The sequence below is a fragment of the Enterobacter sp. BNK-29 genome, from assembly GCF_048684785.1.
In the GTDB taxonomy this organism is placed as follows: domain Bacteria; phylum Pseudomonadota; class Gammaproteobacteria; order Enterobacterales; family Enterobacteriaceae; genus Enterobacter; species Enterobacter cloacae_M.
On the sequence record NZ_JBLQTU010000001.1, the window covers coordinates 2592880 to 2617618 of the forward strand.

At 60.7% G+C, this 24739-nt stretch carries 21 protein-coding genes and 1 pseudogene; 11 read left to right on the forward strand and 11 right to left on the reverse strand.

The window, feature by feature from the left end:
* The first annotated feature begins 142 nt into the window (after window positions 1–142).
* Window positions 143–568, forward strand: a complete 426-nt coding sequence (gene fosA / locus ACMGGX_RS12395) for a FosA/FosA2 family fosfomycin resistance glutathione transferase (RefSeq protein WP_420298433.1) — start codon at window positions 143–145, stop codon at window positions 566–568.
* Here fosA and ACMGGX_RS12400 read toward each other — a convergent pair.
* Window positions 554–1561, reverse strand: coding sequence for a LacI family DNA-binding transcriptional regulator (locus ACMGGX_RS12400; protein WP_181594306.1), 1008 nt, complete (start codon window positions 1559–1561; stop codon window positions 554–556). The two genes, fosA and ACMGGX_RS12400, sit on opposite strands and share 15 nt — an antisense overlap.
* Before the next feature lie 185 nt (window positions 1562–1746).
* On the opposite strand from ACMGGX_RS12400, the gene ACMGGX_RS12405 reads away from it, so the two are divergent.
* Window positions 1747–2835, forward strand: a complete 1089-nt coding sequence (locus tag ACMGGX_RS12405; RefSeq protein WP_420298434.1) for a cellulase family glycosylhydrolase — start codon at window positions 1747–1749, stop codon at window positions 2833–2835.
* 50 nt (window positions 2836–2885) lie between these two features.
* On the forward strand, window positions 2886–4283 hold the full coding sequence (locus tag ACMGGX_RS12410; RefSeq protein ID WP_420298435.1) for an MFS transporter: 1398 nt from the start codon (window positions 2886–2888) through the stop codon (window positions 4281–4283).
* Between the two features lie 94 nt (window positions 4284–4377).
* Here the strand turns inward: ACMGGX_RS12410 and ACMGGX_RS12415 are convergent.
* The 6 genes and pseudogenes from ACMGGX_RS12415 to ACMGGX_RS12440 all read right to left on the reverse strand — a co-directional run.
* Window positions 4378–4590 (reverse strand): annotated as a pseudogene (locus ACMGGX_RS12415) (alpha/beta fold hydrolase); the annotation flags it as partial.
* Between the two features lie 75 nt (window positions 4591–4665).
* Window positions 4666–5907 (reverse strand): hypothetical protein, encoded by a 1242-nt coding sequence (locus tag ACMGGX_RS12420; protein WP_420298436.1) that lies wholly within the window; start codon window positions 5905–5907, stop codon window positions 4666–4668.
* A 125-nt stretch (window positions 5908–6032) separates the two neighbouring features.
* On the reverse strand, window positions 6033–6854 hold the full coding sequence (locus ACMGGX_RS12425) for an alpha/beta fold hydrolase (protein ID WP_033144516.1): 822 nt from the start codon (window positions 6852–6854) through the stop codon (window positions 6033–6035).
* Window positions 6855–6884: 30 nt separating this feature from the next.
* Complete coding sequence (locus ACMGGX_RS12430) at window positions 6885–8504, reverse strand: MFS transporter (protein WP_181594308.1); 1620 nt, start codon at window positions 8502–8504, stop codon at window positions 6885–6887.
* A complete protein-coding gene (locus ACMGGX_RS12435) occupies window positions 8501–8908 on the reverse strand; it encodes a DoxX family protein (protein WP_202770948.1) in 408 nt (135 codons plus the stop codon). The genes ACMGGX_RS12430 and ACMGGX_RS12435 overlap by 4 nt, the downstream gene beginning before the upstream one ends.
* Complete coding sequence (locus ACMGGX_RS12440; protein WP_059347234.1) at window positions 8908–10779, reverse strand: amidohydrolase; 1872 nt, start codon at window positions 10777–10779, stop codon at window positions 8908–8910. Before ACMGGX_RS12440 ends, ACMGGX_RS12435 begins: the two co-directional genes overlap by 1 nt.
* Window positions 10780–10997: 218 nt before the next feature.
* Between ACMGGX_RS12440 and ACMGGX_RS12445 the strand changes: the two genes are divergently transcribed.
* The 5 genes from ACMGGX_RS12445 to ACMGGX_RS12465 all read left to right on the forward strand — a co-directional run bounded on the left by ACMGGX_RS12445 (window position 10998) and on the right by ACMGGX_RS12465 (window position 18220).
* Window positions 10998–11684, forward strand: a complete 687-nt coding sequence (locus tag ACMGGX_RS12445; protein ID WP_047742952.1) for a hydrolase — start codon at window positions 10998–11000, stop codon at window positions 11682–11684.
* Window positions 11685–11745: 61 nt separating this feature from the next.
* Window positions 11746–11967 (forward strand): DUF1427 family protein, encoded by a 222-nt coding sequence (locus ACMGGX_RS12450; protein ID WP_126796773.1) that lies wholly within the window; start codon window positions 11746–11748, stop codon window positions 11965–11967.
* Window positions 11964–12224, forward strand: coding sequence for a XapX domain-containing protein (locus tag ACMGGX_RS12455; protein ID WP_420298437.1), 261 nt, complete (start codon window positions 11964–11966; stop codon window positions 12222–12224). The genes ACMGGX_RS12450 and ACMGGX_RS12455 overlap by 4 nt, the downstream gene beginning before the upstream one ends.
* 23 nt (window positions 12225–12247) lie before the next feature.
* Window positions 12248–12628, forward strand: coding sequence for a response regulator transcription factor (locus tag ACMGGX_RS12460; protein ID WP_248194184.1), 381 nt, complete (start codon window positions 12248–12250; stop codon window positions 12626–12628).
* A gap of 9 nt (window positions 12629–12637) precedes the next feature.
* A complete protein-coding gene (locus ACMGGX_RS12465; RefSeq protein ID WP_420298438.1) occupies window positions 12638–18220 on the forward strand; it encodes a trifunctional serine/threonine-protein kinase/ATP-binding protein/sensor histidine kinase in 5583 nt (1860 codons plus the stop codon).
* Between the two features lie 3 nt (window positions 18221–18223).
* Here the strand turns inward: ACMGGX_RS12465 and ACMGGX_RS12470 are convergent, their stop codons facing one another.
* Entirely contained in the window at window positions 18224–18841 is a 618-nt protein-coding gene (locus ACMGGX_RS12470) for a response regulator transcription factor (protein WP_223605137.1), read from the reverse strand.
* 185 nt (window positions 18842–19026) lie between these two features.
* Entirely contained in the window at window positions 19027–19413 is a 387-nt protein-coding gene (locus ACMGGX_RS12475; protein WP_023310242.1) for a VOC family protein, read from the reverse strand.
* Between the two features lie 88 nt (window positions 19414–19501).
* Between ACMGGX_RS12475 and ACMGGX_RS12480 the strand changes: the two genes are divergently transcribed.
* The gene (locus ACMGGX_RS12480) at window positions 19502–20104 is read left to right on the forward strand and encodes an ATP-dependent Clp protease proteolytic subunit (RefSeq protein WP_023310243.1); all 603 of its coding nucleotides are present in this window, start codon (window positions 19502–19504) and stop codon (window positions 20102–20104) included.
* Window positions 20105–20239: 135 nt separating this feature from the next.
* Window positions 20240–21361 (forward strand): JmjC domain-containing protein, encoded by a 1122-nt coding sequence (locus tag ACMGGX_RS12485; RefSeq protein ID WP_420298439.1) that lies wholly within the window; start codon window positions 20240–20242, stop codon window positions 21359–21361.
* 99 nt (window positions 21362–21460) lie between these two features.
* On the opposite strand, the gene ACMGGX_RS12490 is transcribed toward ACMGGX_RS12485, so the two are convergent.
* A complete protein-coding gene (locus ACMGGX_RS12490) occupies window positions 21461–22876 on the reverse strand; it encodes a PLP-dependent aminotransferase family protein (RefSeq protein ID WP_033144539.1) in 1416 nt (471 codons plus the stop codon).
* Window positions 22877–23052: 176 nt separating this feature from the next.
* On the opposite strand from ACMGGX_RS12490, the gene ACMGGX_RS12495 reads away from it, so the two are divergent.
* Window positions 23053–23214, forward strand: a complete 162-nt coding sequence (locus ACMGGX_RS12495) for a DUF1127 domain-containing protein (RefSeq protein ID WP_045357378.1) — start codon at window positions 23053–23055, stop codon at window positions 23212–23214.
* A gap of 39 nt (window positions 23215–23253) precedes the next feature.
* Here ACMGGX_RS12495 and ACMGGX_RS12500 read toward each other — a convergent pair whose 3' ends face one another.
* The gene (locus ACMGGX_RS12500) at window positions 23254–24642 is read right to left on the reverse strand and encodes a PLP-dependent aminotransferase family protein (protein ID WP_420298440.1); all 1389 of its coding nucleotides are present in this window, start codon (window positions 24640–24642) and stop codon (window positions 23254–23256) included.
* Window positions 24643–24739: the final 97 nt, after the last annotated feature.

Below are 24739 nucleotides of genomic sequence, written 5' to 3' on the forward strand. Positions count from 1 at the left end.
TCGGCGGCTATCTGAAAATGGGGAAAACTACTCCGTGCCGCCTTTAAGAAGGCAGCCACCAGCGGTTTACGGTGAGCACGGCGTGGTTTATGTTCATCTCTTTACCGTACCACGTCCGGCGCGAAAAACAAAAGGGCACGTCATGCTGCAATCTCTCAACCACCTGACCCTCGCGGTCAGCGACCTGCAAAAAAGCGTCACCTTCTGGCACGAGCTGCTGGGGCTGAACCTGCACGCTCGCTGGAATACCGGGGCTTATCTTACCTGCGGCGATCTGTGGGTCTGCCTGTCGTACGACGAGGCGCGCCAGTACGTGCCGCCGCAGGAGAGCGACTACACCCACTACGCGTTTACCGTGGCGGAAGCGGATTTTGAACCATTCTCGCAAAGGCTGGAGCAGGCGGGCGTCACCGTCTGGAAGCAGAACAAAAGCGAGGGGGCGTCGTTCTATTTTCTCGACCCGGACGGGCACAAGCTGGAGCTGCACGTGGGCAGCCTCGCCGCGCGGCTGGCGGCGTGTCGCGAGAAGCCCTATGCGGGCATGGTGTTTACCTCAGACGAGGCTTGAGGCACGCACCTTCAGCCTGCCCGCCAGCGTCACGTGCGTGGCGGCATCTTCCTGATTGCACAGGTACTCCACCGCCAGCCGTCCCAGCTCGCTGTAGGGCAGCTGGATGCTGGTCAGCGGCGGGGTGAGCTGCTCGGAAATCTTCTGGTCGTCGTAGCCCGCCAGCAGCATGTCCTGCGGAATGCGCACGCCGTTCACCGCCAGCGCCTGATAGCAACCGATGGCCAGCCAGTCGCTGGCGCAGAAGATGGCGTCCGGGCGCTCGGCCAGATCCAGCAGGGACGATGTCGCGGTAAAGGACTCGCTGAACTGCCAGTTGGTCTGGCGTACCAGGCCGTCGTCGCACGCTAATCCGGCCTGCTGTAATGCCGCCTGGTAGCCCGCCAGACGCTGGCGCGAGGCCTCCATCCAGCTCTCGCCGGTGATGTGGGCGATGCGCGTGGCCCCGCAGGCGATGAGGTGTTTAGTCACCTGGAAGGCGTTGGCGTAGTCGTCCGGGATAAACGACGGCAGCAGCGGCGAGCCGGGGTCGCGCTGGTTGAGCAGCACCAGCGGGATGCGGGTGCAGTCCTGGAACGCCGTCATGTCCACCAGCGTGGTGACCGGAGACGCGAGAATAATCCCGATGCAGTTGCGCTTCTCCAGCTGGCGGATGATGTTCAGCGCCAGCTCGATGTCGTCGCCGTAGTCGTAGACGGTGAGCAGGGTCTCGTTGCGCCACGCGGCTTCCCGCGCCTGGCTGATGGCGTCGATAAACGGGTCGAAGCTCTGCATAGAGCTGACCAGCAGGGCGATCTCTTCCTGGTTGCGCGGGGCGTGAACGGCGGGGAGGCGGTCGTAGCCGAGCTCGGTAGCGACGCCAATGACCCGCTGGCGGGTGTCGTCGCTGAGCTTGATGTTGCGGGACTGGTTAAGCACCAGCGATACCGTCGCCTGCGACACCCCTGCCGCCCGCGCAATATCGTTCATCGTCACTTTCGTTTTTCGCTTCATCCGTCCTCTCCCTTTCGCGAATTCGCATCATACCCTAACCGCACGCTTACGCGCCGTCGATCACGTTTCTCATTCATCGAAGCGTGAACTTTGTGAGGGGCGTCGCTTTTCTAAACGCCGTGATTTGCGCATTTATCCTGCAGTTAATATTTATTAGCTAAATATTATCAGTAAGAGGACGCGTAATGAAAGAGCAGTGGAGCAGGGAGCAGGCACAGGCGTGGTATGAGCAAAAAGGCTGGCTGTGCGGGTTTAACTATCTGCCGTCGACGGCGGTGAACTGGACCGATATCTGGCAGGAAGAGACCTTTGATGCCGCCACCATCGAGCGCGAGCTGGGCTGGGCGGCGGAGGCGGGCTACAACACCCTGCGCATCAACCTGCCGTTTATCGTCTGGGAGCATGACCGCGACGGGCTCATGGCGCGCATCGACCGGTTTTTGACGATTGCCGACGGTCGCGGCTTCAGCACCATGCTGACCCTGATGGACGACTGCGGCTTCTCCGGCGACGAGCCGTACCTCGGCCCGCAAAAGCCGCCCGTGCCGGGCAAGCACAACAGCCAGGCGGCGGCGAGCCCGGGGCGCGACAAGGTGTGCGATCCCGACTGCTGGGCAGACATTGAATGCTATATCCGCGACGTTGTCCGCCAGTTCCGCGAGGATAGGCGCGTGCTGCTGTGGGATCTGTATAACGAGCCGGGCAACCGCGGCATTTTTGCGACCGGCACGCAGGAGGTGCAGTACGACGCGAAGCTGGAGACCTGCGCCCACGAATTGATGAAGCTGGCTTTCCAGTGGGTGCGTGAAGAAGATCCGACCCAGCCGCTCACCGTCTGCGCGTGGCGTCTGCCGCCGGAGGAGGAGGGCGAGACGTTCTTCCAGCATCCGCTGGACCAGACCGCGCTGGCGCTCTCGGACGTGGTGAGCTTCCACGCCTACACCCACACGGGGCGGATGACGGCGATTATCCAGCAGCTGCAAAAGCTCGGTCGCCCGCTGTTCTGCACCGAATGGCTGGCGCGCCACGTGGGCAGCACCATCGAAGAGCAGCTCCCGCTGATGTACGCGGCGAAGGTCGCGCCGTACCAGTGGGGGCTGGTGCGCGGCAAAACGCAGACGTGGCTGCCGTGGCCGGTGGTGATGAAGGAGTCCACGGACTACTGCCGCCTCTGGTTCCACGACGTGTTCGAGGAGAACGGCATTCCGTTCTCGCGCCGTGAAATCGCATTAATGCAGCAGCTGCGCAAGATCGCCCCGAAAGTTCAGGGCTAATAATATCGACCCGGCGGACCACCGCCGGGCAACCAGGCAGGCATATAACAATGGCAACGACAATGAAAATACCGTCTCGCGAGTTGTGGTCTTATTTTGGCTATGGTTTAGGTCAGTGTTTTAGCTTTGGTTTAGTGGGTTCGTTTATTAACTATTTTTACACCGACGTGCTGGGGATCTCGGCGCTGGCGGCGAGCACCATCTTCCTGATTGCCCGCGCGTGGGACGCGGTTCACGATCCGCTGTTTGCCAGCATCATGGACACCATTAACAGCCGGTTCGGCAAGTTTCGCCACTTTTTGCTGATCGCGCCGCTGCTGATCACCGGCGTCACGCTGCTGTCGTTCTATAAAATCGAAGCGGACATGACCACCAAAATCCTCTACGCCGGGGTGACCTACATCCTGTGGGGGACGCTGTACGCCATCTCCGATATCCCGTTCTGGTCGATGTCGTCGGTGATGACCAACGACTCCGCCCAGCGCACCCGCGCGGTGACGGCGGCGATGCTCGGGGTGAACGCGGGGATTGCCTGCGCCAACATCTTCTTCCCGAAGCTGGCGGCGTTCTTCGCCCAGTACAGCAACGATAAAGGCTACTTTATGGCGGCGCTGGTGATGATGCTGGTGGGTCTGCCGCTGATGCTCAACGGCTTTATGCAGATCAAAGAGCGCGTGCCGCCGAGCCCGGAGAAGGTGACCATCCGCGACACCTTCCACAACCTGCGCCAGAACAAGCCGCTGTTTATCGTCCTGCTGTCGTTCTTTTTCTGCGTGTTTCATAACGTGGCGGGCGGGCTGTATATCTACTTCTTTATCAACAACCTGGGCGACGGCAGCCTGCAGATGGCGATTGGCGTGATGGGGATCGTGGCGGCGGTGCTGTGCCTGGTCGCCCCGATGCTGACGCGCCGGATGCAGAAGCGGAAGCTGTTTATGATCCTCTGCGGGCTGGACGTGGCGGTGCGCGTGGTGATGTGGTTTGTCGGGTATCAGCAGGTGACGATGCTGTTTATTCTGCTCGGCCTGAGCACGCTGTTCGTGATGATGACCAACATCCTCACCTCGTCGATGATTGCCGACACCATCGAGTACGCGGAGTACCACACCCACAAGCGCTGCGCGGCTATCACCTTCTCCGGCCAGACCTTTACCGGCAAGATGTCGGTGGCGGTGGGCGGCGGGTTAATCGGCGTGTTCCTGACGATGATTGGCTACGTGCCGCAGGCGCAAATTCAGAGCGAAGGCGTGCTGTCGGGGCTGTTCTTCGGGATTTGCCTGCTGCCGGCGATAGGGTCGCTGATCCGAATCGTGTTTATGTCGCGCTTTACCTTTACCGAGGAGAAGCATGCGGAGATTTGTCGGCTGCTGGCGGAGCGGAATGCGTCTGCGAAAGCGCCGGGTGGCGGCTGCGCCTTACCCGGCCTACAGGACCCCGTGAGGCAATAAATCGCACAGGCCGACAAAACCCCAAGGATCCACAAATCGCACGGGACATGTAGGCCTGATAAGCGAAGCGCCATCAGGCTTCGCTTTTAAAGACTTACAGCGACTTCACAAACGCCAGCAGATCTTCGTTGAGCTGGTCCTGGTGGGTCAGCGCGAAGCCGTGCGGCGCGTTGTCGTACACCTTCAGCGTGGCGTTTTTGATCATCTCTGCCGCCAGCTTGCCGGTGCTTTCAAACGGCACGATCTGGTCGTTGCTGCCGTGGATCACCAGCGTTGGTACGTCGAATTTGGCCATAACGCGGTGAGCCCGGGCAGAAGCATGATCCTTCGCTTACGGTGAATTGATTAAGTAGCGCCCGCGCTGCGGGCGTTTCTTAAAAAGCTACTTGATATCATGAAGCAACTTTAATAAAAGGCTATCACCGGTAGATTTAATTTTCTGAAAATAAACAGGCTCAGCTATAGGCGAATCCCATTGGTGTATCTCATCCTTCTTAAACGGGATACATTTCATAGCGGTGTTTTTTAACCGTTTTACGCGAAAGTCATATTCGTCAAAGTTGTCTGGCGTAGTTTTCAGGCTCAGCGATCTGGCATGATTGATTTGCATAGGGCAAATAAGCTGAATGTTTCCAAGCGAGAAAATGTTTACGCCGGTGATAAAGAATCTCGAAGGGATATCTTTATAGTAGCGTGTGTTCCATGTTAAACCATCAAACATCGCTGGCGGGTGAGTATGAGTATCTATGTAATATTGATGTGTACGCCAGTCGCTAATACCGGAAAGGTTCATGGTCATGTTAATGATCATATTGGGGGTGGGGCGGAAAATCATTGTCAGGACAAGCATGCTGACAGGAATAATGATTAGTGTATAAATGATTATTTGCAATAAACTTTTATTTTTCTTTTCGTTTATCAGGATCATTCCTGGGAAAATACCCACAATAATCATCGCGACCGAGAGTGCAAGGAAAATGATAACCTGTAAGAACGTATTACTTTCTTCGTTAAAATCTAGCTGACCCGCGATAAAAATGAGTGGAAAGATTTGTGTAAAAGCAGGGGCAATCAATAACAGAGGCAGCCAGTTCCTGACGGCGTTTTTCTGCAAATATTTTACATCACGCGTATCATCAACATCCTTATATGACTGAACGTTGAACATAAGCTTGTAGCATAAGCCATACGATGCGGCCAGTATTATGACTATTGCTAAGGCAAGAACGATAAAACCATTTATATGCAGAAAAAATTGTAAGCAGAACGCTCCGATAAGCACAACGCACATCACAACGCTATTACCAAAACAGACTGAGGTAAAGCTATGTGTCAAACCTTCATATTTAACAAACTCTTTCTCATGGGCGGTGTAAATTAAGTAAGCAAGAAAAGATGAGATAAAAATGACAAGGCTGAAGCCAAGTAGTGAGACAAGGGTAAACCCAAATATTATTCCTACTGCGCTACTCACGCTCAACGCATCATATAAAATATCAAGCCGGTCAATATTCGCTAGATAGAACCATATAACGCTAAATGTACAGGCTGTGACAAATGAAGAGGATGTTAAAATAGCGATGATAAACTTTCGGGTTAGCCGCTTATGAAACTGGATATTCATCTTATGTAGTCTCCCTTTGAAATAAAGGAATACTAGTCATAAGGGAGAGGGAGTTCTACGCTCAAATTTAGTATGCCCGGAAGTGCATATTCAGGCTGACGCCTTCTGGCGTCAGCCCCGGGATCTTACAGCGACTTCACAAACGCCAGCAGATCTTCGTTGAGCTGGTCCTGGTGGGTGAGCGCGAAGCCGTGCGGCGCGTTGTCGTACACCTTCAGCGTGGCGTTTTTGATCATCTCCGCCGCCAGCTTGCCGGTGCTTTCAAACGGCACGATCTGGTCGTTGCTGCCGTGGATCACCAGCGTCGGCACGTCGATTTTCGCCATATCCGGGCGGAAGTCGGTTTCGCCGAAGGCGGTCACGCAGTCGATGGTGCCCTTCAGCGACGCCAGCAGTGCGATATTCAGCGTCTGGGTCAGGGCACCGGCGGAAACGGTCTGCCCGGCGTTGATGCCATAGAACGGCGTCGCGAAGTCGCTGATGAACTGGGCGCGATCTTTACGCAGTCCGTCGCGAATGCCGTCGAACACGCTCTGATCCACACCCTGCGGGAAGGAGTCGGATTTACCGAAGATTGGCGTCACCGCGCCCAGCAGCGCCAGACCAGCCACGCGCGCGCTGCCGTAGTTGTTGATGTAGCGGGTTACGTCGCCGCCGCCCATGGAGAAGCCCACCAACGTCACGTCCTGCAGGTCCAGGGTGGTGATCAGGTCGTTGATGTCGGACGCAAAGGTGTCGTAGTCGTAGCCGTTCCACGGCTGATCCGAGCGGCCAAAGCCGCGACGGTCAAAGGCGATGGCGCGGAAGCCGCGTTCCGCCAGGTAGTTCAGCTGGCTGTCCCACATGTCGCCGTCCAGCGGCCAGCCGTGGCTGAAGAGAACCGGTTTGCCCGCGCCGCCGTCTTTGTAGTAAATCTGCGTGCCGTCTTTTGCCTTAAACGTTGCCATAGTGTGTTCCTGTGCAGGTGATGGTTATGGTTATACCGGCGCGACCAGATAGCGAATTGCCGGTGATGTTGTGCCCTGATGAAAAGCCAGAACGCGGCTCTGCAGCAGGAGGTCATTCATGGTGTGGCGCTCCTGCTGGCGCAGATGCTCAATCCAGGAGCCCATCAGGAAGGTCTCGATAAACAGGCCGGGACGCTCGATATCCTCGTACACCGCCCAGCTCATCGCCCCGGCGCGGCGGCGCACCCGGCGCAGCTCGTGAACCGCCTCCAGGAAGGCCTTCGTATTCTGCGGGTCGATGATGTACTCGTGCGACACCAGCACCGGGCCGCGCTCGTTCGGCAGGTCAATCTCCACGCCGTCCAGCGGCTGGCCGCTCAGGTCGAGGTTCAGATCCGGATCTTTGCCCAGCTTCCAGCGGAACACCGTCGCGCTCGCCAACACCATTCCCAGCGTGGCGACCACCAGCGATGTCGGGGTGCCGAAACGGGAAGCGATCTGCCCCCAGATGGCGCTGCCTGCGGTCATCGAGCCGAAGAACACCGTCAGGTAGACTGCCAGCGCGCGGGCCTTCACCCAGCGTGCGGCGCTGCGCTGCGCGCCGAGGTTCAGCGTTGAAAGCACCGCAATCCACGCGAAGCCGGTGAAGAACTCAAACAGGTTGAGCAGCCAGACGTGGCGCACGAACGCCAGCGCCAGCATAGTCAGAGCAAAGGTCAGGCTGGCGGCCACCATCAGGCGGTCGGCGTCTAGCCGCTGGCGCAGGCGCGGCAGCAGGATCGCCCCGGCAATCGCCCCCAGGCCAATGCATGCCAGCATCACGCCGTAGCCCGCCGGGCCTAAGCCCAGCTCGCGGCGCGCCACCAGCGGCAGTAGGGCCCAGCCCGCGCTGCCGAAAACGAAGAAGGCCACGGTGCGCACCAGCACGTTGCGCAGCACCGGCGCGGCGTGCACGTAGCGAATCCCGGAGCGCACCGCCGAGAAGAAGTGCTCCGGCGGCAGACGCTGTATGGACGGCGCCGGACGCCAGCGCCACAGCACCCACGCCACGCCGACCACGGAAAGCGCGTTGAGGGCAAACACCATCCACGGCCCGGCGAGCGACAGCAGGAAACCGCCCAGCGCCGGGCCAATTGCCCGGCTGATGTTTACCCCGAGCGAGTTGAGGGCCACGGCGGCGCCCAGCTCCGGCTTGCTCACCAGATCGGGCACCACGGCCTGGAACGGCGGCGAACTCATCGCTGCGCCGACGCTCAGCAGAAACGTCGCCACCAGCAGAACGGCGGGGGTGACGTGTCCGGTGAAGGAGAGCACCGTCAGCCCGGCGGCGGCGATGAACACCCACAGCTGGGAGAAGAGCAGGTATTTACGTCGGTCGACGATGTCCGCCATCACCCCGGACGGCAGGGCGAAGAGGAACATCGGCAGGCTGCTGGCCGCCTGCACCAGCGCGATATCCAGCGGGTCGGCGCTCAGGGTCAGCATGCTCCAGTTGATGCCGACGTCGCTCATCCATGAGCCGACGTTAGAGACCACCGTGGCGATCCACAGCATGCGGAACACCGGCTGGCTCAGCGGCTGCCAGGGCGAAACCGTTGATGCGGGCGTCGTCTCGACGTGTGCGTCGCGAACGTCGTTAACCTGGGTCATGCGAACCTCTCCGCTGTCTTACGCTGCAGCCGCCACTGGCCCGGCCCGGTGAGGGCGAGGGTGGTGAAGATAATCAGCAGCAGCCAGCCAAACTGCCCTTCGGCAATCGACCAGTTCGGGTGGACCACCAGCATTGCCACCAGCAGCACGGCAATAATCGGCAGGCACGCCAGGCGGGTGTACACGCCCGCAATGATAAACAGCGGGCAAATCACCTCGGCGACAATCGCCGGGATCAGGCTGGCCCAGGGCCCGAAGCCGAACGGATCTTCAATGCGCGTCAGCTCGTCGCTGAAGTGCAGCACCTTCGGCAGGCCATGCACGTAGAGCAGCAGCAGGCTGCCGGTCAGGCGCAGGAAGAACAGCCCCAGGTCGACCCGGGGCAGAGCAAAGGTGTTTTTCATCAGAATGCAAAGCAGCTGCAGCCCAGCGCCCCCCAGAAAGCGTTATCGTCGGACACCGGCATCTCTGACGTACGGGCGAAATCATGCTGGTGGCTGTGAACCCCGCACGGGCCGCTGCAGTGGTGGACGGCGCTCATCCCGACGCGGGCGGCCTGCGGCGGCGCGCTGCGGTAGTGGCCCGGCACCTTCACCACCGGGGACCACTCGGGCAGAACCGGAATGGCCGGCGGCGCGAGCGGGCCAAAGCTGCCTGCGGCGTAAACGATATCGCCGTTGACCACCGTCAGGACGGACTCGATGCCCTTGATCTCCTCTTCCGGCACGCGGAAGTAGTCTTTGCTCAGCACGGCCAGGTCGGCGAGCTGGCCGACCTTGATCTGCCCCTTCTGGTTCTGCTCGCTGGAGAACCACGCGCTGCCCTGGGTCCAGAGCATCAGGGCGGTATCGCGGTCCAGACGGGCGCTGTGGTCGTACATCTGCATCCCGCCGACGGTGCGGCCGGAGACCAGCCAGTAGAGCGCGGTCCACGGGTTGTAGCTCGCCACGCGGGTGGCGTCCGTCCCTAAGCCCACCGGCACGCCGGTCTCGAGCATTTTCGCCACCGGCGGCGTGTGGCGGGTAGCTTCGATGCCGTAGCGCTCGGCAAAGTATTCCCCCTGGAAGGCCATGCGGTGCTGCACGGCAATGCCGCCGCCGAGCGCTTTGATGCGGTCGATGTTGGCCTGGGTAACGGTTTCCGCATGGTCGAAGAACCAGTGCAGGCCGTTGAACGGAATGTCGCGGTTCACCTTCTCGAAGACGTCCAGCATGCGGCTGATGGATTCGTTATAGGTGGCGTGCAGGCGGAACGGCCAGCGGTGCTCCACCAGATGGCGCACCACGCGCTCCAGCTCGTCCTCCATGCCCGGCGCGAGGTCCGGGCGTGGCTCGAGGAAGTCTTCAAAATCGGCGGCGGAGAAGACCAGCATCTCACCCGCGCCGTTGTGGCGGAAGAAGTCGCTGCCCTGGCCCGGCGTGAGCATGTCGGTCCATTTTTCAAAGTCTTCCAGCTCGTGGCCCGGACGCTGGGTAAACAGGTTGTAGGCGATGCGGATGGTCATCTGCTTTTTCTCGTGCAGCTCGGCAATCACCTCGTAATCTTCCGGGTAGTTCTGGAAGCCGCCGCCCGCGTCGATGGCGCTGGTCAGCCCCAGACGGTTCAGCTCGCGCATGAACTGGCGGGTGGAGTTGACCTGCTGCTCCAGCGGCAGCTTCGGCCCTTTGGCCAGCGTGGCGTAGAGGATCATGGCGTTCGGACGGGCAATCAGCATCCCGGTCGGGTTGCCGTTGGCGTCGCGCTGGATCTCGCCCCCCGGCGGGTTCGGCGTGTCCTTGGTGTAGCCGACCACCTTCAGCGCGGCGCGGTTGAGCAGGGCGCGGTCGTACAGGTGCAGGATGAAGACCGGGGTATCCGGCGCGGCGTCGTTGATCTCGTCCAGGGTCGGCATGCGGCGCTCGGCAAACTGGAACTCGGTCCAGCCGCCCACCACGCGCACCCACTGGGGCGACGGCGTGCGCAGGGCCTGCTCTTTCAGCATCCGCAGGGCGTCGGCCAGCGACGGCACGCCTTCCCAGCGCAGCTCGAGGTTGTAGTTCAGCCCGCCGCGAATGAGGTGCAGGTGCGAGTCGTTCAGGCCGGGGATGGCGGTGTGGCCTTTTAAGTCGACCACTTTGGTGCCTTCGCAGTGGTGTTGCATCACCTCGGCGACGGTACCCACTTCCAGAAATTTTCCGTCGCGCACGGCAACGGCTTCCGCGACGGGGTTCTCGCGATCGACGGTGTGAAACTGGCCGTTAACCAGAATGAGATCGGCTTTACCGAGGGTAACCATAAACTGCTCCTGACTGAGAGGGGAATGGTCAGGATTATGGGAACCGGTTTCGGCAAAGATCCAGTTATACAATAGGATAGGTATACCAAAGTATAACTATACCTAAGGTTAACTATACGAAGAGATAATTACGCGCAGGGACGGAAAACCGCAGGATGAGGGTGACTTTATCGTCGCGGCGCTCGCGGCGATTTCACCCTTAACCACTGGAAAATGCTATGACCTCTTCAAAGCTCGAAGTGTTAACCCCTGCGAACTGTCAGATCATCTTTATCGATCACCAGCCTCAGATGGCGTTTGGCGTGCAGTCTATTGACCGCCAGGTGCTGAAAAACAACACCGTGGCGCTGGCGAAAGCGGCTAAGGTGTTCAACATTCCAACCATCATCACCACCGTTGAGACCGAAAGCTTCTCCGGTAACACCTATCCGGAGCTGCTGGACGTATTCCCGGGCCAGGACATCCTGGAGCGTACCTCCATGAACTCCTGGGACGACCAGAAGGTGCGCGACGCGCTGCAGGCAAACGGCAAGAAGAAGGTGGTAGTTGCCGGCCTGTGGACCGAAGTGTGCAACAACAGCTTCGCCCTGTGCGCGATGCTGGAAGGCGATTACGAAATTTATATGGTGGCGGACGCGTCCGGCGGCACCTCCAAAGAAGCCCACGACTACGCGATGCAGCGCATGATCCAGGCGGGCGTGATCCCGGTCACCTGGCAGCAGGTGATGCTGGAGTGGCAGCGCGACTGGGCGCGTAAAGAGACCTACACCGCGGTGATGGATATCGTGCGCGAGCACTCCGGCGCGTACGGCATGGGCGTCGATTACGCCTACACCATGGTGCACAAAGCGCCGTCTCGCCAGAAGAGCGAGCACCGCACCTTAGCGCCGGTCCCGGCTCGCTAAGTTCCGCTGGCGGGCTGGTCCCTCATCCGGCTCGCCGCTGCCTCTTTCTCTGGAGTTCACAATGAGTACTGGGCTGATATCCCTTGCGGCAGGCGTGTTGATTGGCCTGATGTATGCCGTGCTGAAGGTGCGTTCCCCCGCGCCGCCCGCGCTGGCGCTGATTGGCCTGCTGGGGATGCTGGCGGGTGAACAGGCGACACGCCATCTGTTATCCCGCGACGGAGCGCCGCCGCCTCCGGTGACCGTTCCGCAGGCCAACTCGCAGACGGGAGCGTCGTCATGAAAGCATGGATAATTTCGCTGGTGTGCGGCGTGGTTGCTGGGGTAACTTACGCTCTGCTCGACGTCCATTCCCCGGCGCCGCCGGTTGTCGCCCTGCTTGGCCTGTTTGGCATGCTGGTGGGCGAACAGCTCATCCCGGTGGGACGGCGTTTACTGAGTCGCGAACCGCTTACCCTCGCCTGGTTTCGTCACGAATGCGTGCCGAAAATCAGCGGCACGGCGTCCCCTGCGCCCGCGAAGGACGATCGCGACGTTTAATGATTTACCAGAGGAAAGACAGCATGACGCTGCCGTGGCGCATTGCCATCATTGATGACGAACGATCCGTCCGCAGCGGGCTGAGTAATCTCCTCGAGTCGGAAGGCTATGCCGCCGATACGTTTGATTCGGCAGAGGTATTTCTGAGCCATCCGCTCGCCCTGTCCGGCGCGGCGCTGGTGATCACCGACATCAAGCTGCGGGGCATGAGCGGCCTGGAGCTGTTTGAAAAGCTGCGGCTGCTGGCCGTACCGCCTCCGCCCGTGCTCTTTATCTCCGGTCATGCTGATGAAAATATGCAGCGGTACGCTCTTAATCTGGGCGCCGCTGCATTTTTGCGTAAGCCTATTAACATCGATATTCTGCTGGATCATATTCAGCGGGAGCTGGCCCGCCGACAATAAGGATCGCGGATGAACGAACACGAGCAGCCTGCATTCTGGCCCGCCCAGGGGAATCTTCACCAGGGGCGGGTTTTTGTCCTTAAAGAGGATGTGATTTTTACCGTGCTGGCGCAGGAGGGCGGAATCGCCTGGATGCACGCGCGACATCCTCACTCCGGCGGCTCGTTCATTATCGCCACCGCGGTGAGCGACGAAGAGGAAGAGCGGGCCACCCGGCTGCTCAAAAACGAGTTTGCGCTGCGCGACGCGCTGCAGGACAGCTGGGCCATTCGCGCCGTCGCGTCCACCCAGTACCGGGGGCGCTTCGCGCTGGTGTACGCCCCGTTTTCGTTTGAGCTGCTGGCGCGGCGCGCGGGCAGGGCGATCTCGGGCATCACGCGCTTTCTTGAGATGGCGATCCAGATCTGCGTTCCCCTGCGCCAGATGCATCTGCAAAACCTGATCCACGGCGATATCAAGCCCGGCAGTATTTTTGTTCATCACGACGCTACCTGCCGCCTGGGCAGCTTTGGCCTTTCCAGCAGTCTCTCCGATGCCATCACCCAGACCCGGCTTGCCGTTTCAGGGGGCACGCCTGCGTATATGTCGCCGGAGCACACCACCCGCACCCAGCGCCCCGTCGACGGCCGGAGCGATCTCTACAGCCTCGGCATGGTGCTGTATGAACTCCTGACCGGACGTCTGCCGTTTGAGCTGGGGGAGGACGAGCAGACCAACTGGGCGCACTATCATATTGCCTCGGCGCCGCTGGCCCCGGACGCGATCCGCCCGGACGTGCCGGGAATGCTGTCGACCATCGTCCTGAAGCTGCTGGAAAAGCACCCCGATAACCGCTACCAGACGGTCGACGGATTGATTGCCGACCTTCGCCGCTGCCAGGCGACGCTGACCTGCGAGGGCGAGCTCGTCGCCTTTACGCCCGGCCAGCAGGACCGCACCCCGGCGATCCATCTGGCGGACTCCCTCTTCGCGACGCACCCGCAGGCGAACGACGTTATTGCGGCGTTTGAGCGGGTGGGGCAGAGCCTGGTGCCGGAGCTGGTGACGATCGGCGGGCCGTCGGGGATCGGCAAATCTTCGATCATCGCGACGGCGCTTAAAACGCTGCAGCAGCGTACGGTGCTGCTGGCGGTGGGCAAAGTCGATCAGTTTTCGCCGTCGCTGCCCTACGGCGTATTAAGCTCCGCGTTCCGCACCCTGACACTGCACCTGCTGGGACTGCCCGCAGAGGACGTGGCGAAGTGGAAAATCCGCCTGTCTCGCGCCCTGGAGGGGCACGAGGCACTGGCCGTCAGCCTCGTGCCCGAGCTGGGCCTGCTGCTTGAGAGCAAGCCGCGCTTCTCGGCGGATACGTTTTCCATTGATGCCCGGGCGCGTTTCAGCCATATGGTACTGGCGCTGGTAAAAACCTTTGCCTCGCAGGGCTGCCCGCTGGTGCTGGTGCTCGACGATCTCCAGTGGAGCGACGCCGCCAGCCTGCATACGCTTAAATACCTGCTGATGAACTGCGGCGCTGTTCCGCTGCTGGTGGTTGCGGCCCACCGGGATATCAGCGCCGTGTCCGACGCCGCCCTGCAGGCGCTGCTGGCAGGCCTGCCGGAAGCGGCGCAAAACGCGAGCGAGATTGTCCCGCAGGCGCTTTCCGTGAAAGCAGTGGCGCGCTGGCTGGCGACGGTATTTCGCACCCGCAGCGCGGCGACGGCCGACCTCGCCACGCTGATCCACGAGAAGACGGGCGGCAACCCGCTCTTTGTGCACGAGTTTTTCCGCCGCATCGTCGATGACGGCCTGGTGGTGCACAACAAATATCAGGACAAGTGGCACTACGATCTGCAGGCGATCCGCGCCAGGCATTACACCGAAAACGTCGTCACACTGGTGCTGGAGCAGCTCGAAGAGCTGCCCGACGAGACGCGCCGCCTGCTGGGCAGCATCGCCTGCCTCGGCGGCACGGGCGAGATGGAGATGATCTGCCGCGTGGTCGGGATGTCGATGGCGGAAATGCGCTATGCGCTGCACCCGGCGGTGATGGCCCAGCTCATCGTGCTGGCGGAAAAAAAGTACGCCTTCACCCATGACCGGGTGCAGGAGGCGGCCTTTGCGCTGCTGGATCGGCATGAGAGAAGCCATATTCACCTGACCACCGCCAGCCTGCTGGCCGACGCCGCGCGTCAGGCGGCGGGGAACGAGCTGCTGTTCCGCGCCGTTCACCACGTGACGGCCGCGCTGGACAGCATCCAGCCCGCCCCGCAGCGGGAGATGTTCCGCGAGCTGAGCCTGCTGGCCGCACGGCGCGCGAAGCGTTCGGGAGATTACCTTTCGGCGCTCGGCTATATCCAGACCGCCAGAGCGCTGGGCAACGCCGGGACGGTGTCGGACTTTATGCTCGACATCGAAGAGGCGGGCTGCGAGTTTGCGCTGGGGCATCTGGAGCGCACCCGCGAGCTGTGTGACGCCATTCTCGGCTCCCCCGGCGGGCTGACCGAAAAGGCGCTGGCGGCCAACCTGCTGGTGGAGGTGTACATTCGCCAGTCGGACAGCCGTCTGGCGCTGGAGGCGGCGCTCTGCTGGCTGGGGATTTTCGGGATCCAGATTAGCCGCTATCCGGAAGATGCCGACTGCGACGAGGCCTGGGCGCTCTTTTGCAACCGCACGGCCGACGCGCCGCAAAACCTGTTTGCCCAGCTGTCGCGGTTGGATAACCCGGAAACCGAAGCGGTGATGAACCTGCTCTACAGCGCCAGCATTTGCGCCAGCTTCATCTGCCCGCGCCTGCACTTTTTGCTGCTCTGCCGCATGATGCACCTGACCCTCGACCACGGCATTACCGGCGCCTCCACCACGGCGATGGCCTGGTTTGGCGTGCTGATTGGCCACCGCTACGCCGAGTATCGCCTCGGGTTCCAGTACGGCACCCTGGCCCGCGAGCTGGTCAATCGCCACGGCTACGACGCCTTTGAAGCCAAAACCCTGCTGCCGCTCGACCAGCTCAGCGTCTGGACCCAGCCTTTATCGTTTACCATCGAGTGCGCGAAAGCCTGCTTTACCTCGGCGGTGACCCACGGGGATATGACGATGGCCTGCTTTGCGGCCTGCCACCAGGTGATTAACTTCCTCTCGCGGGGCGATCACCTGGACGGGGTGTTGACCAGCATCGAGCGCGGCCTGGCGTTCGTGCGTAAAACCCACTTCCAGGACGTGGAGACCATACTGATGGTCCAGCGCGGCTACGTTGAGTTCCTGCGCACGCCTGTCATGGGCACCTGGACCGCGTCGCAGGTGCTGCCGGAGGCGCTGCTTCCCGCGTCGCCGGAGCAGGCGCCGGAGAAGAACTCCACCATGCTGTTCTGGTACTGGCTGTATCGCGGCATGGCGCACTTTACCTGCGGCGAATATGCCGACGCGCAGGCGGATCTCGAGATGGCGGGCTGGTACGCGTGGTCTGCGCCGGGGCACATCCATCTGCTGGATTACCATCTCTACAGCGCCCTGGCGCTGTCACGTCAGCTGACGCCGGAGATCTTCTCGGCGAACCACCGCCGCAGCATCCACGCCCACTACGACAAAATCGCCCTCTGGGCGCGCGTTAATCCCGGCACGTTCGCGGATAAAGAGGCGCTGATCTACGCCGAAATCGTGCGTCTGGACGGGATGAACAGCATTGCGCTCGAGCAGTATGAGAAGGCGGTCCGGCTCTCCCGCGAGGGCGGGTTTAACCCTATCAACGCTCTGGCCCACGAGCTGGCGGGCCGGTTCGCGCTGGCCTGCGGTTACCCGACCGCGTCGGACGCCCACTTCCGCGGCTCGATTGCCGCCTGGGGACGCGCGGGCGCGCAGGCCAAGGTGCGCCAGCTGGAGCAGGATTTCCCGCACCTGCTGGCCTCCGGGCAGGCCAGCGCCTACGACACGGTGGCCTTCGCCCAGAATGAGACCATCCGCGATCTCCAGAGCGTCATCAAAGCCTCCCGCGCGCTGTCGGAAGAGATCAACCTGGAGCGCTTAATCGAAAACCTGATGACCATCCTGCTCGAACGCGCCGGGGCGCAGCGCGGCCTGCTGCTGCGCGTGAGTGAGAGCCTGATTCCGGAGATCGAGGCCAGCGCCTGGACCAGCACCGAGGGCGTGCGGGTGCGGATCCTGAAAGACGTGCCGACGGTGACCGACCTGCCGCTGTCGGTGCTGGCTGCGGTGATCCGCACCGGGCAGGAGATCCGCACCGGCAGGCCGGAGGAGTTCCATCCCTTCAGCCAGGATCCCTATCTGGTGACCTCGGGAGCGGCGGTTATGTGCGTCCCGATGTTCAAGCAGGCGCGGCTGGTGGGCGTGCTCTACCTGGAAAACCGCCTGATGCCGGAGGTCTTCACCGCCGAGCACTCGCGCGTGGTGAGCCTGCTGGGCGCGCAGGCCGCGGTATCCCTGGAGACGGCGCGGCTGTACGCCGAGCTGCTGGCGGAGAACATCCAGCGCCGCCGGGTGGAGAAAGAGCTGCGATCCAGCCAGACCTCGCTGATGCTCGGCGAGCAGATCAGCCACACCGGCAGCTGGCGCTGGGAGCTGGAGCAGGATCTGATGTTTGTCTCGGAAGAGTACGCCCGCATTCTCGGCCTGCCCGAGCGGCAAAAGACGATCTCCATGGCGGAGTTTTTGACCTTCGTCCATGAGGACGATTACGCCCGCATCAGCGCCATCGTCACCCAAAGCGTGCGCGACGGGCTCTCCATGCGCGCGGAGTTTCGCGTTAAGCGTACCGACGGCTCAACGCGCTACATCCTCGGGATTGGCGATCCGGTTGGGGTGGGCAGCGAGGTGAACGAGTATTACGGCATCATCACCGATATCACCAGCCAGCGCGCCGCGGAGGATGCCATGCGGGTCGCGCAGGCGGATCTGGCGCGGGTGTCCCGAGCCACCACCGTCGGACAGCTGACCTCCTCCATCGCCCACGAGATCAACCAGCCGCTGATGTCGATCGTCTCGAACGCCGGGGCGAGCCTGCGCTGGCTCAACCGCGAGCCTGCCCGGCTGGATAAAGTGCGCGAAGGGCTGGAGGAGATCGCCGCAGAAGGCGCGCGGGCGGGGGAGATCATTCGCAGCATTCAGTCCCTGACCCGCAAGCAGGATCCCACCTTCTCGCGCATCGACATGCACTACCTGATCCACCATATCATCACGCTTTCGCGCAGCGAGCTGGAGCAGAGACACATTAGCGTTGATTATCTGTTAAGGGCGCAGGACAGCTTTATCACCGGCGATAGCGTGCAGATCCAGCAGGTGCTGTTGAACCTGGTGATGAATGCGGTAGAGGCGATGGCCGAGGTGAAGGATCGCGCCAGCACCATTACCCTCAGCACCGCCAACGCGGACGGGAAAGTGATCGTTGAGATCGCCGATACCGGGAGCGGCATAGAGCCCGAGCGGCTGGAGCAGATTTTTGACTCGTTCTACTCCACCAAAGCGCAGGGGATGGGGATGGGGCTGACTATCAGCGCCAGCATCATCGAGCGCCACTGCGGGAAGCTGAGCGCGCGCCGCCGGGAGCCGTACGGCACGGTGTTTGCGTTTGCGCTGCCGCTGGCGGCGCAGGAAGGGTAAAGGTTACTCCGCAGGCTGGCTATTGGTCAGGCGCTCAACGGCCCTGACCAGCTCCGCCACGGAGCGCACCTGCATTTTCTCCATCACGCGGCGACGGTGCACCTTAACCGTGATCTCGCTGACGCCCAGCTCGGCGGCAATCTGCTTGTTCAGCATGCCGCTTATCGCCAGCGTCAGCACCTCGTGCTCGCGCGGGGTGAGGGACATGTGGCGCTGCTTCAGGGCGTAGTGCTCTTTATTGCGCTCGGCGTTGTGTTCCGCCAGCTGAAGCGCGGACTCGATGGCGTCGATAAGCGCGGTGGATTCGACGGGCTTGGTGAGAAATTCGTACGCGCCGCCTTTAATGGCACGCACCGACATCGGGATAGTGCCGTGGCCGGTAAGAAAAATAATCGGGATCTCGCGCCCGCTGTCCTTAAGGGCATCAGCCACCTCAAAGCCCGAGATGGCGGGCATTTGCATATCGAGGACCACGCACGACGGGAGCTCTTCAAAGCGGTGTTGAAGAAACGCTTCTGCCGATGAAAAGCCGACGGCGTTCAGGTCCGCCGAATCCAGCAGCCCGATCACGGACTGCCTGACCGCGTCATCGTCATCAACCACATACACAATGTGTTCCATTCACCGCCCCGGTGCTGATTTACATGTCGAGGATGCAAACAATCCCGCTGGTTACGTAAGGGACTGTTTATGCTGACTTTCATCTTAACACATTAACTATCATTATCATTTAACAATATGATAACCGTATGAAGATGAAGTATAGCGATACGTGACCGGGGCGGCTAAGCAACGAAACGCTGATTTTATGCACCCACAAGCTCAATGCGGTTGCCGTCCGGATCCGCAATTACCGCTTCATAGAAGCCGTCCCCGGTCATGCGCGGGGCGCTGAGCAGCGTGCCGTTGGCCTGTGCCCGCCCGGCCATGCTGTCGACCTGCGCTTTGCTGCCGACGTTGATGGCGATATGCGCCCAGCCGATAAACTCCGGGTGCGCAGGGGCGTCGGGCAGATCCGGCAGCGTCATCAGCTCGATGGTCGGCCCGTTATCCAGCGTAATAAAGTGTGATTCGAAACCGGGACGATTTTTACTGACGTAGCGTTCGTTACTGCGGCCACCAAACACCGTTTCCCAGAACTGAACCTGCGCGTTCAGGCTGCGGGTCCAGAGTGCGACATGGGCAATATTCATAAGCTCCCTCGTTATTTGTCTGTGAGGACTTTCACCGGTAAAACAGGCTACACTCTGGTTTTGAGCGCGACAAGCTGAGGAAATAACAATGCACTACACACTGAAAGATAGCGACAAGGAAAAAGCGGAAGGGTCAAACGGCGCGGGCGCTCTGCAGCAAAAACTGCTGGAGTCTCGTTCGATTGTGATCTCCGGTGAGATCAACCAGGAGCTGGCGCAGAAGGTCATCACCCAGATGATCCTGCTGCAAAGCGTCAGCAACGATCCGATCAAGCTGTACATCAACAGCCAGGGCGGCCACGTGGAAGCGGGCGATACCATCCACGACTTCATCAAATTCATCCGCCCGGAAGTGCACGTCATCGGCACCGGCTGGGTGGCGAGCGCCGGGATCACCATCTTCCTGGCGGCGAAGAAAGAGCACCGCTACTCGCTGCCAAACACCCGCTTTATGATCCACCAGCCGCTGGGCGGCGTGCGCGGTCAGGCAACGGATATTGAGATCGAAGCGCGCGAGATCATCCGCATGCTGGATCGCGTGAACAAGCTGATCGCCGACGCCACCGGACAGCCGCTGGAAAAAGTGAAAAAAGACACCGATCGCAACTTCTGGATGTCTCCGGCAGAAGCGCTGGACTACGGCATCGTGGGCAAGCTGATTACCCATTATGACGAGCTGAAGCTGGATTAAGTTTTATCGCCGTGTACGCGTCGGGTGGCGGCTTCGCCTTACCCGACCTACACGCCCTCGTTTGACCCATGACAAGTTCCCCCTCTGTCTTCTTGCCTATAATCGCGCCTGTTTCCCCTCTCACTGGTGCTACCCATGGCGTATCAACTGAACCTGAACTGGCCGGAATTTCTTGAGAAATACTGGCAAAAACAACCCGTAGTGCTGAAAAATGCCTTCCCGAATTTTGTCGACCCGATTACCCCGGACGAGCTGGCAGGGCTGGCGATGGAGCCGGAAGTCGATAGCCGTCTGGTGAGCCATTTCAACGGCAAATGGCAGGCCAGCAATGGTCCGTTTGAGCACTTTGACGATCTGGGCGAAACCGGCTGGTCGCTGCTGGCTCAGGCGGTGAACCACTGGCATATGCCTGCCGCGGAGCTGGTGCGTCCGTTCCGCGTCCTGCCGGACTGGCGTCTGGATGACCTGATGATCTCCTTCTCCGTACCGGGCGGCGGCGTGGGTCCGCATATCGATCAGTACGACGTATTTATCATTCAGGGGATGGGCAGCCGCCGCTGGCGCGTGGGGGACAAGCTGCCGATGCGTCAGTTCTGTCCGCATCCGGCGCTGCTGCATGTCGATCCGTTCGAGCCGATCATTGACGAAGATCTGGCCCCGGGCGATATCCTCTACATCCCGCCAGGATTCCCGCACGACGGCTTTACCCATGAGACGGCGCTTAACTACTCCGTCGGCTTCCGCGGGCCGAACGGTCGCGATCTGATCAGCAGCTTCGCCGATTACGCGCTGGAAAACGATCTGGGCGGCGAGCACTACAGCGATCCGGAGCTGACCTGTCGCGAACATCCGGGCCGCGTGGAGCAGTACGAACTCGATCGCATTCGCCAGATGATGTTCGACATGATTAGCAAGCCGGATGATTTCACAAAATGGTTCGGCAGCTTTGTCTCCACGCCGCGCCACGAGCTGGATATCGCCGCCGCCGAGCCGCCGTACGCGCCGGAAGAGGTGCTGGACGCGCTGCAGGGCGGCGAAACGCTGTCCCGCCTGAGCGGCCTGCGCGTGCTGAACGTCAACGGCAGCTTCTTTATCAACAGCGAACAGCTGGAGACGGTAGACGCGAAAGCGGCGGATGCGCTGTGCCGCTACACCGAACTCGGTCAGGCCGAGCTGGGCGATGCGCTGAATAACCCGGCGTTTGTTGAAGAGCTTACCGGGCTGATTAACCAGGGGTACTGGTACTTCGACGAATAACCTACCTGTTGCCCGGTGGCGCTGCGCTTACCGGGCCTACAGGATCGGTTTTCTCCCTCTCCCTGTGGGAGAGGGGCGGGGTGAGGGCATCAGGCCGCACTACTCCTCCATCGCAATCACAATCGCCTCACCCATCTTCTTCAACGCCTCGCGATTCTTCTCCGTCGGCGGCAGCGCCACGTTGATCCGAAGACAGTTGCGGTACTTCCCGGAGGCGGAAAACAGCGACCCGGCCGCGGCCTGGATCTTCAGCCGACACAGTTGCTTGCTGACGCACACCATGTCGACCTTCTCCGGCAGTTCAATCCACAGCAGGAAGCTTCCCTGCGGGCGCGTGACGCAAATCTCTGCCGGAAAATACTGCCGCACCCAGCAGGTGTAGGTTTCCATATTCTGCTGATAAATCTGGCGCATACGGCGCACGTGGCGATGGTAATGGCCGTCGCGAATAAACGCCGCCACCGCCATCTGCGTACCCGGCACGTTAAACCCGCCCGCGGCGTATTTCATGTGCATCACCCGGTCGTAATAGCGCCCCGGCACAATCCAGCCGACGCGCAGGCCCGGCGCCACGGTTTTGGTAAACGAGCTGCAGAGGATCACGCGGCCGTCGATATCCATCGAGTGAATGGTGCGCGGGCGCGGGTACTCCGCCGCCAGCTCGCCGTAAATGTCATCCTCCACGATCACGATATCGTGCCGCTGGGCGAGCGCCAGCACCTGCTTTTTCCGCGCTTCCGGCATGATAAACCCGAGCGGGTTATTGCAGTTGGGCACCAGAATCACGGCCTTGATCGGCCACTGTTCCAGCGCCAGCTCTAATGCCTCGATGCTGATCCCGGTCTCGGGATCGGTAGGAATTTCAATCGCCTTGATGTCAAACCCGCGCAGCATCTGCATGGTGCCGTGAAACGACGGCGACTCCACCGCCACGATATCCCCCGGCTTGCACACCGAGAGCAGGGCAATCGACAGCGCGCCGTGGCAGCCATTGGTGATGACAATCTCGTTCGCTGCCACGGTGGAGCCGCCGTCCAGCATCAGGCGGGCGATCTGCTCGCGCAGCTCCAGGCGGCCGTCGAGCACGTCATAGCTCAGCATCTCGGCAGGGTTGTGCTGCGCGATGCGGCTCATCTCGCGCCACAGGGGCTTCAGGCTCGGCTGGTTAATATCCGGCGAGCCGCCGCCAAAGGAGATCATCTCTTTGTCGGCGCGGGCGTCCAGCAGCATCATCACCTCATCCCACTGGGTGACGTCCACGGGGCGCTGCACCGGGCGCGTCATGGCCGGAACCGGCGGCTGGGCCTTGCGCTGCGAGACAAAATAGCCGGAGCGCGGCTGAGGGGTGATCAGCTGGAGGTTTTCGAGGATCTGATAGGCCTGCTGTATGGTGCTGATGCTCACGCCGTGCTCCTGGCTCAGCGTGCGCACCGACGGCAGACGTTCGCCGCTGCGATACAGCCCTTGTTCAATGCGTTCTGCCAGAAGGTTGGCCAGATGTTGATAGCGCGTCATGCTGTATCCTTTGTTTTCACCATACAGATTGTAAAACCAGTACAGATTGCCGTAAAAATTGGCATGCAGATACTGTTTTAGCGGATCTGTATGTTAAACAAAAGGTGTTTTTGCATCTGTATTGCACAGGCCGATTTCCAGGATGATAACCCTACTGGTACAGTGAGGAGAGCATCATGGAATTCTATGAGAATCGTTCAAAACGTCCGTTTGTTGTGTTTGTCTGGATCGGCAAAACGATCTGCAACTGGTATCGCATCAACCGCACCCGCCGCATCCTGAGCCAGATGAGCGACGAGCAGCTCAAGGACGTTGGTTTATCCCGCAATGATATTTAAACCTTAGGCCGGGTAAGGCGCAGCCGCCACCCGGCGATTTCAGCTCAACAGCGCAAGCGTCTGCCGCTTCGGCCTTTCCAGCAAATCCAGCGCCTCCTGATACGACCGCACGTTGTTATAGCCCATCACCAGCCCGTAGCGTTTGCCCGACCCGCGATACCACTCCGAAAGCGCATTCACCTGCAGCTGCTGTTCCTGCCAGCAGCGCGCCACTTCCCGGTCACCGCTTCCTCTGGTCAGGAACGCCACGATATGCATCCCGCCGTCATTTTGCTCGGTGAAAAACAGATCGCCATACACCTCGCGCAGGGCGGCAATCATCCAGTCGCGGCGGGTTTGATACAGCGCGCGCATCTTTTTCAGGTGACGGAAAAAATGCCCTTCGTTGAGAAACGCGGTGAGGATCTTTTGCGTCAACACCGGCTGGCCGCTGGTAGTAATGTCCGCGCAATCGGTAAAGGCCCCGACGGTGCTGGCGGGCATCACCACGTAGCCCATGCGCAGCGACGGCATGATGGTTTTACTGAAGGTGCCCATAAAAATCACCCGATCGTGCCGATCGAGACTTTTCAGCGACGGCAGCACCTTGCGGGTGTAGTGAAATTCCCCGTCGTAATCGTCTTCGATAATCCACGCCTCGTTCTGGCTGGCCCAGTCGAGCAGCTGCTGCTTGCGCGGCAGCGAGAGCGTGACCGCCAGCGGGCTCTGGTGCGACGGGGTGACGATGGCAAAACGCGCATCGCGATGGTGACGGAGCAGGTATTCCGTGTCGATGCCGCAGCGATCGACCGGCACCGTGTGCAGGCGCGGCACGATCCGCTTGAGCAGCTGCTGGCCCATAAAATAGCCCGGATCTTCAAACACCACCTTGTCGCTGCGGCTGGCAAGGGTGTCGAGGATCAGCCGCAGGCTGCCGCTATAGCCGCTGGTGATCAGCACCTGTTCGGCGCTGCAGGACAGCCCGCGTGAAATATTAAGATAGCTGGCGATGGCCTGGCGCAGCGGATACCAGCCCAGAACGGGCGGGTTGAGCATCTCCTCCTGGCGCATGGCGCGCGTTGCCTGGCCCGCCAGTAGCAGCCATTTTTTATACGGAAAGCTGTCGAGGGCAGGGATGCCGGGACGCAGAAAACCAGCTCGTTCCCGCTGGCTGATGAGCGATGCCGGAAGCGTGCCGGTGGGCTGTTCCGCTGGGGCACTCTTATCCGGCAACAGCAGGTCCGGGTTGACCCGCGTGCCGCGCGCGCCCTGGCTCACCAGATACCCTTCCCCCGTCAGAATGGCATACGCCGTTTCGACGGTTTTACGCGCCACCTTCAGCTCTTCCGCCAGCACGCGGATGGCAGGCACCTTATCGCCCGGCTTCAGCACGCCGCGCGTGATGTTGTCGCGATAGCGGGAATAAATCTCGTGATAGCCCGGCTTCATGTCCTACCTCGTTTCATGCTTTTTGTATCTTTTTACTATGTCATGAACGGCGTAGATTTGCCTCATCGCATGACATATGCCGCACAAAAAGAGGAAA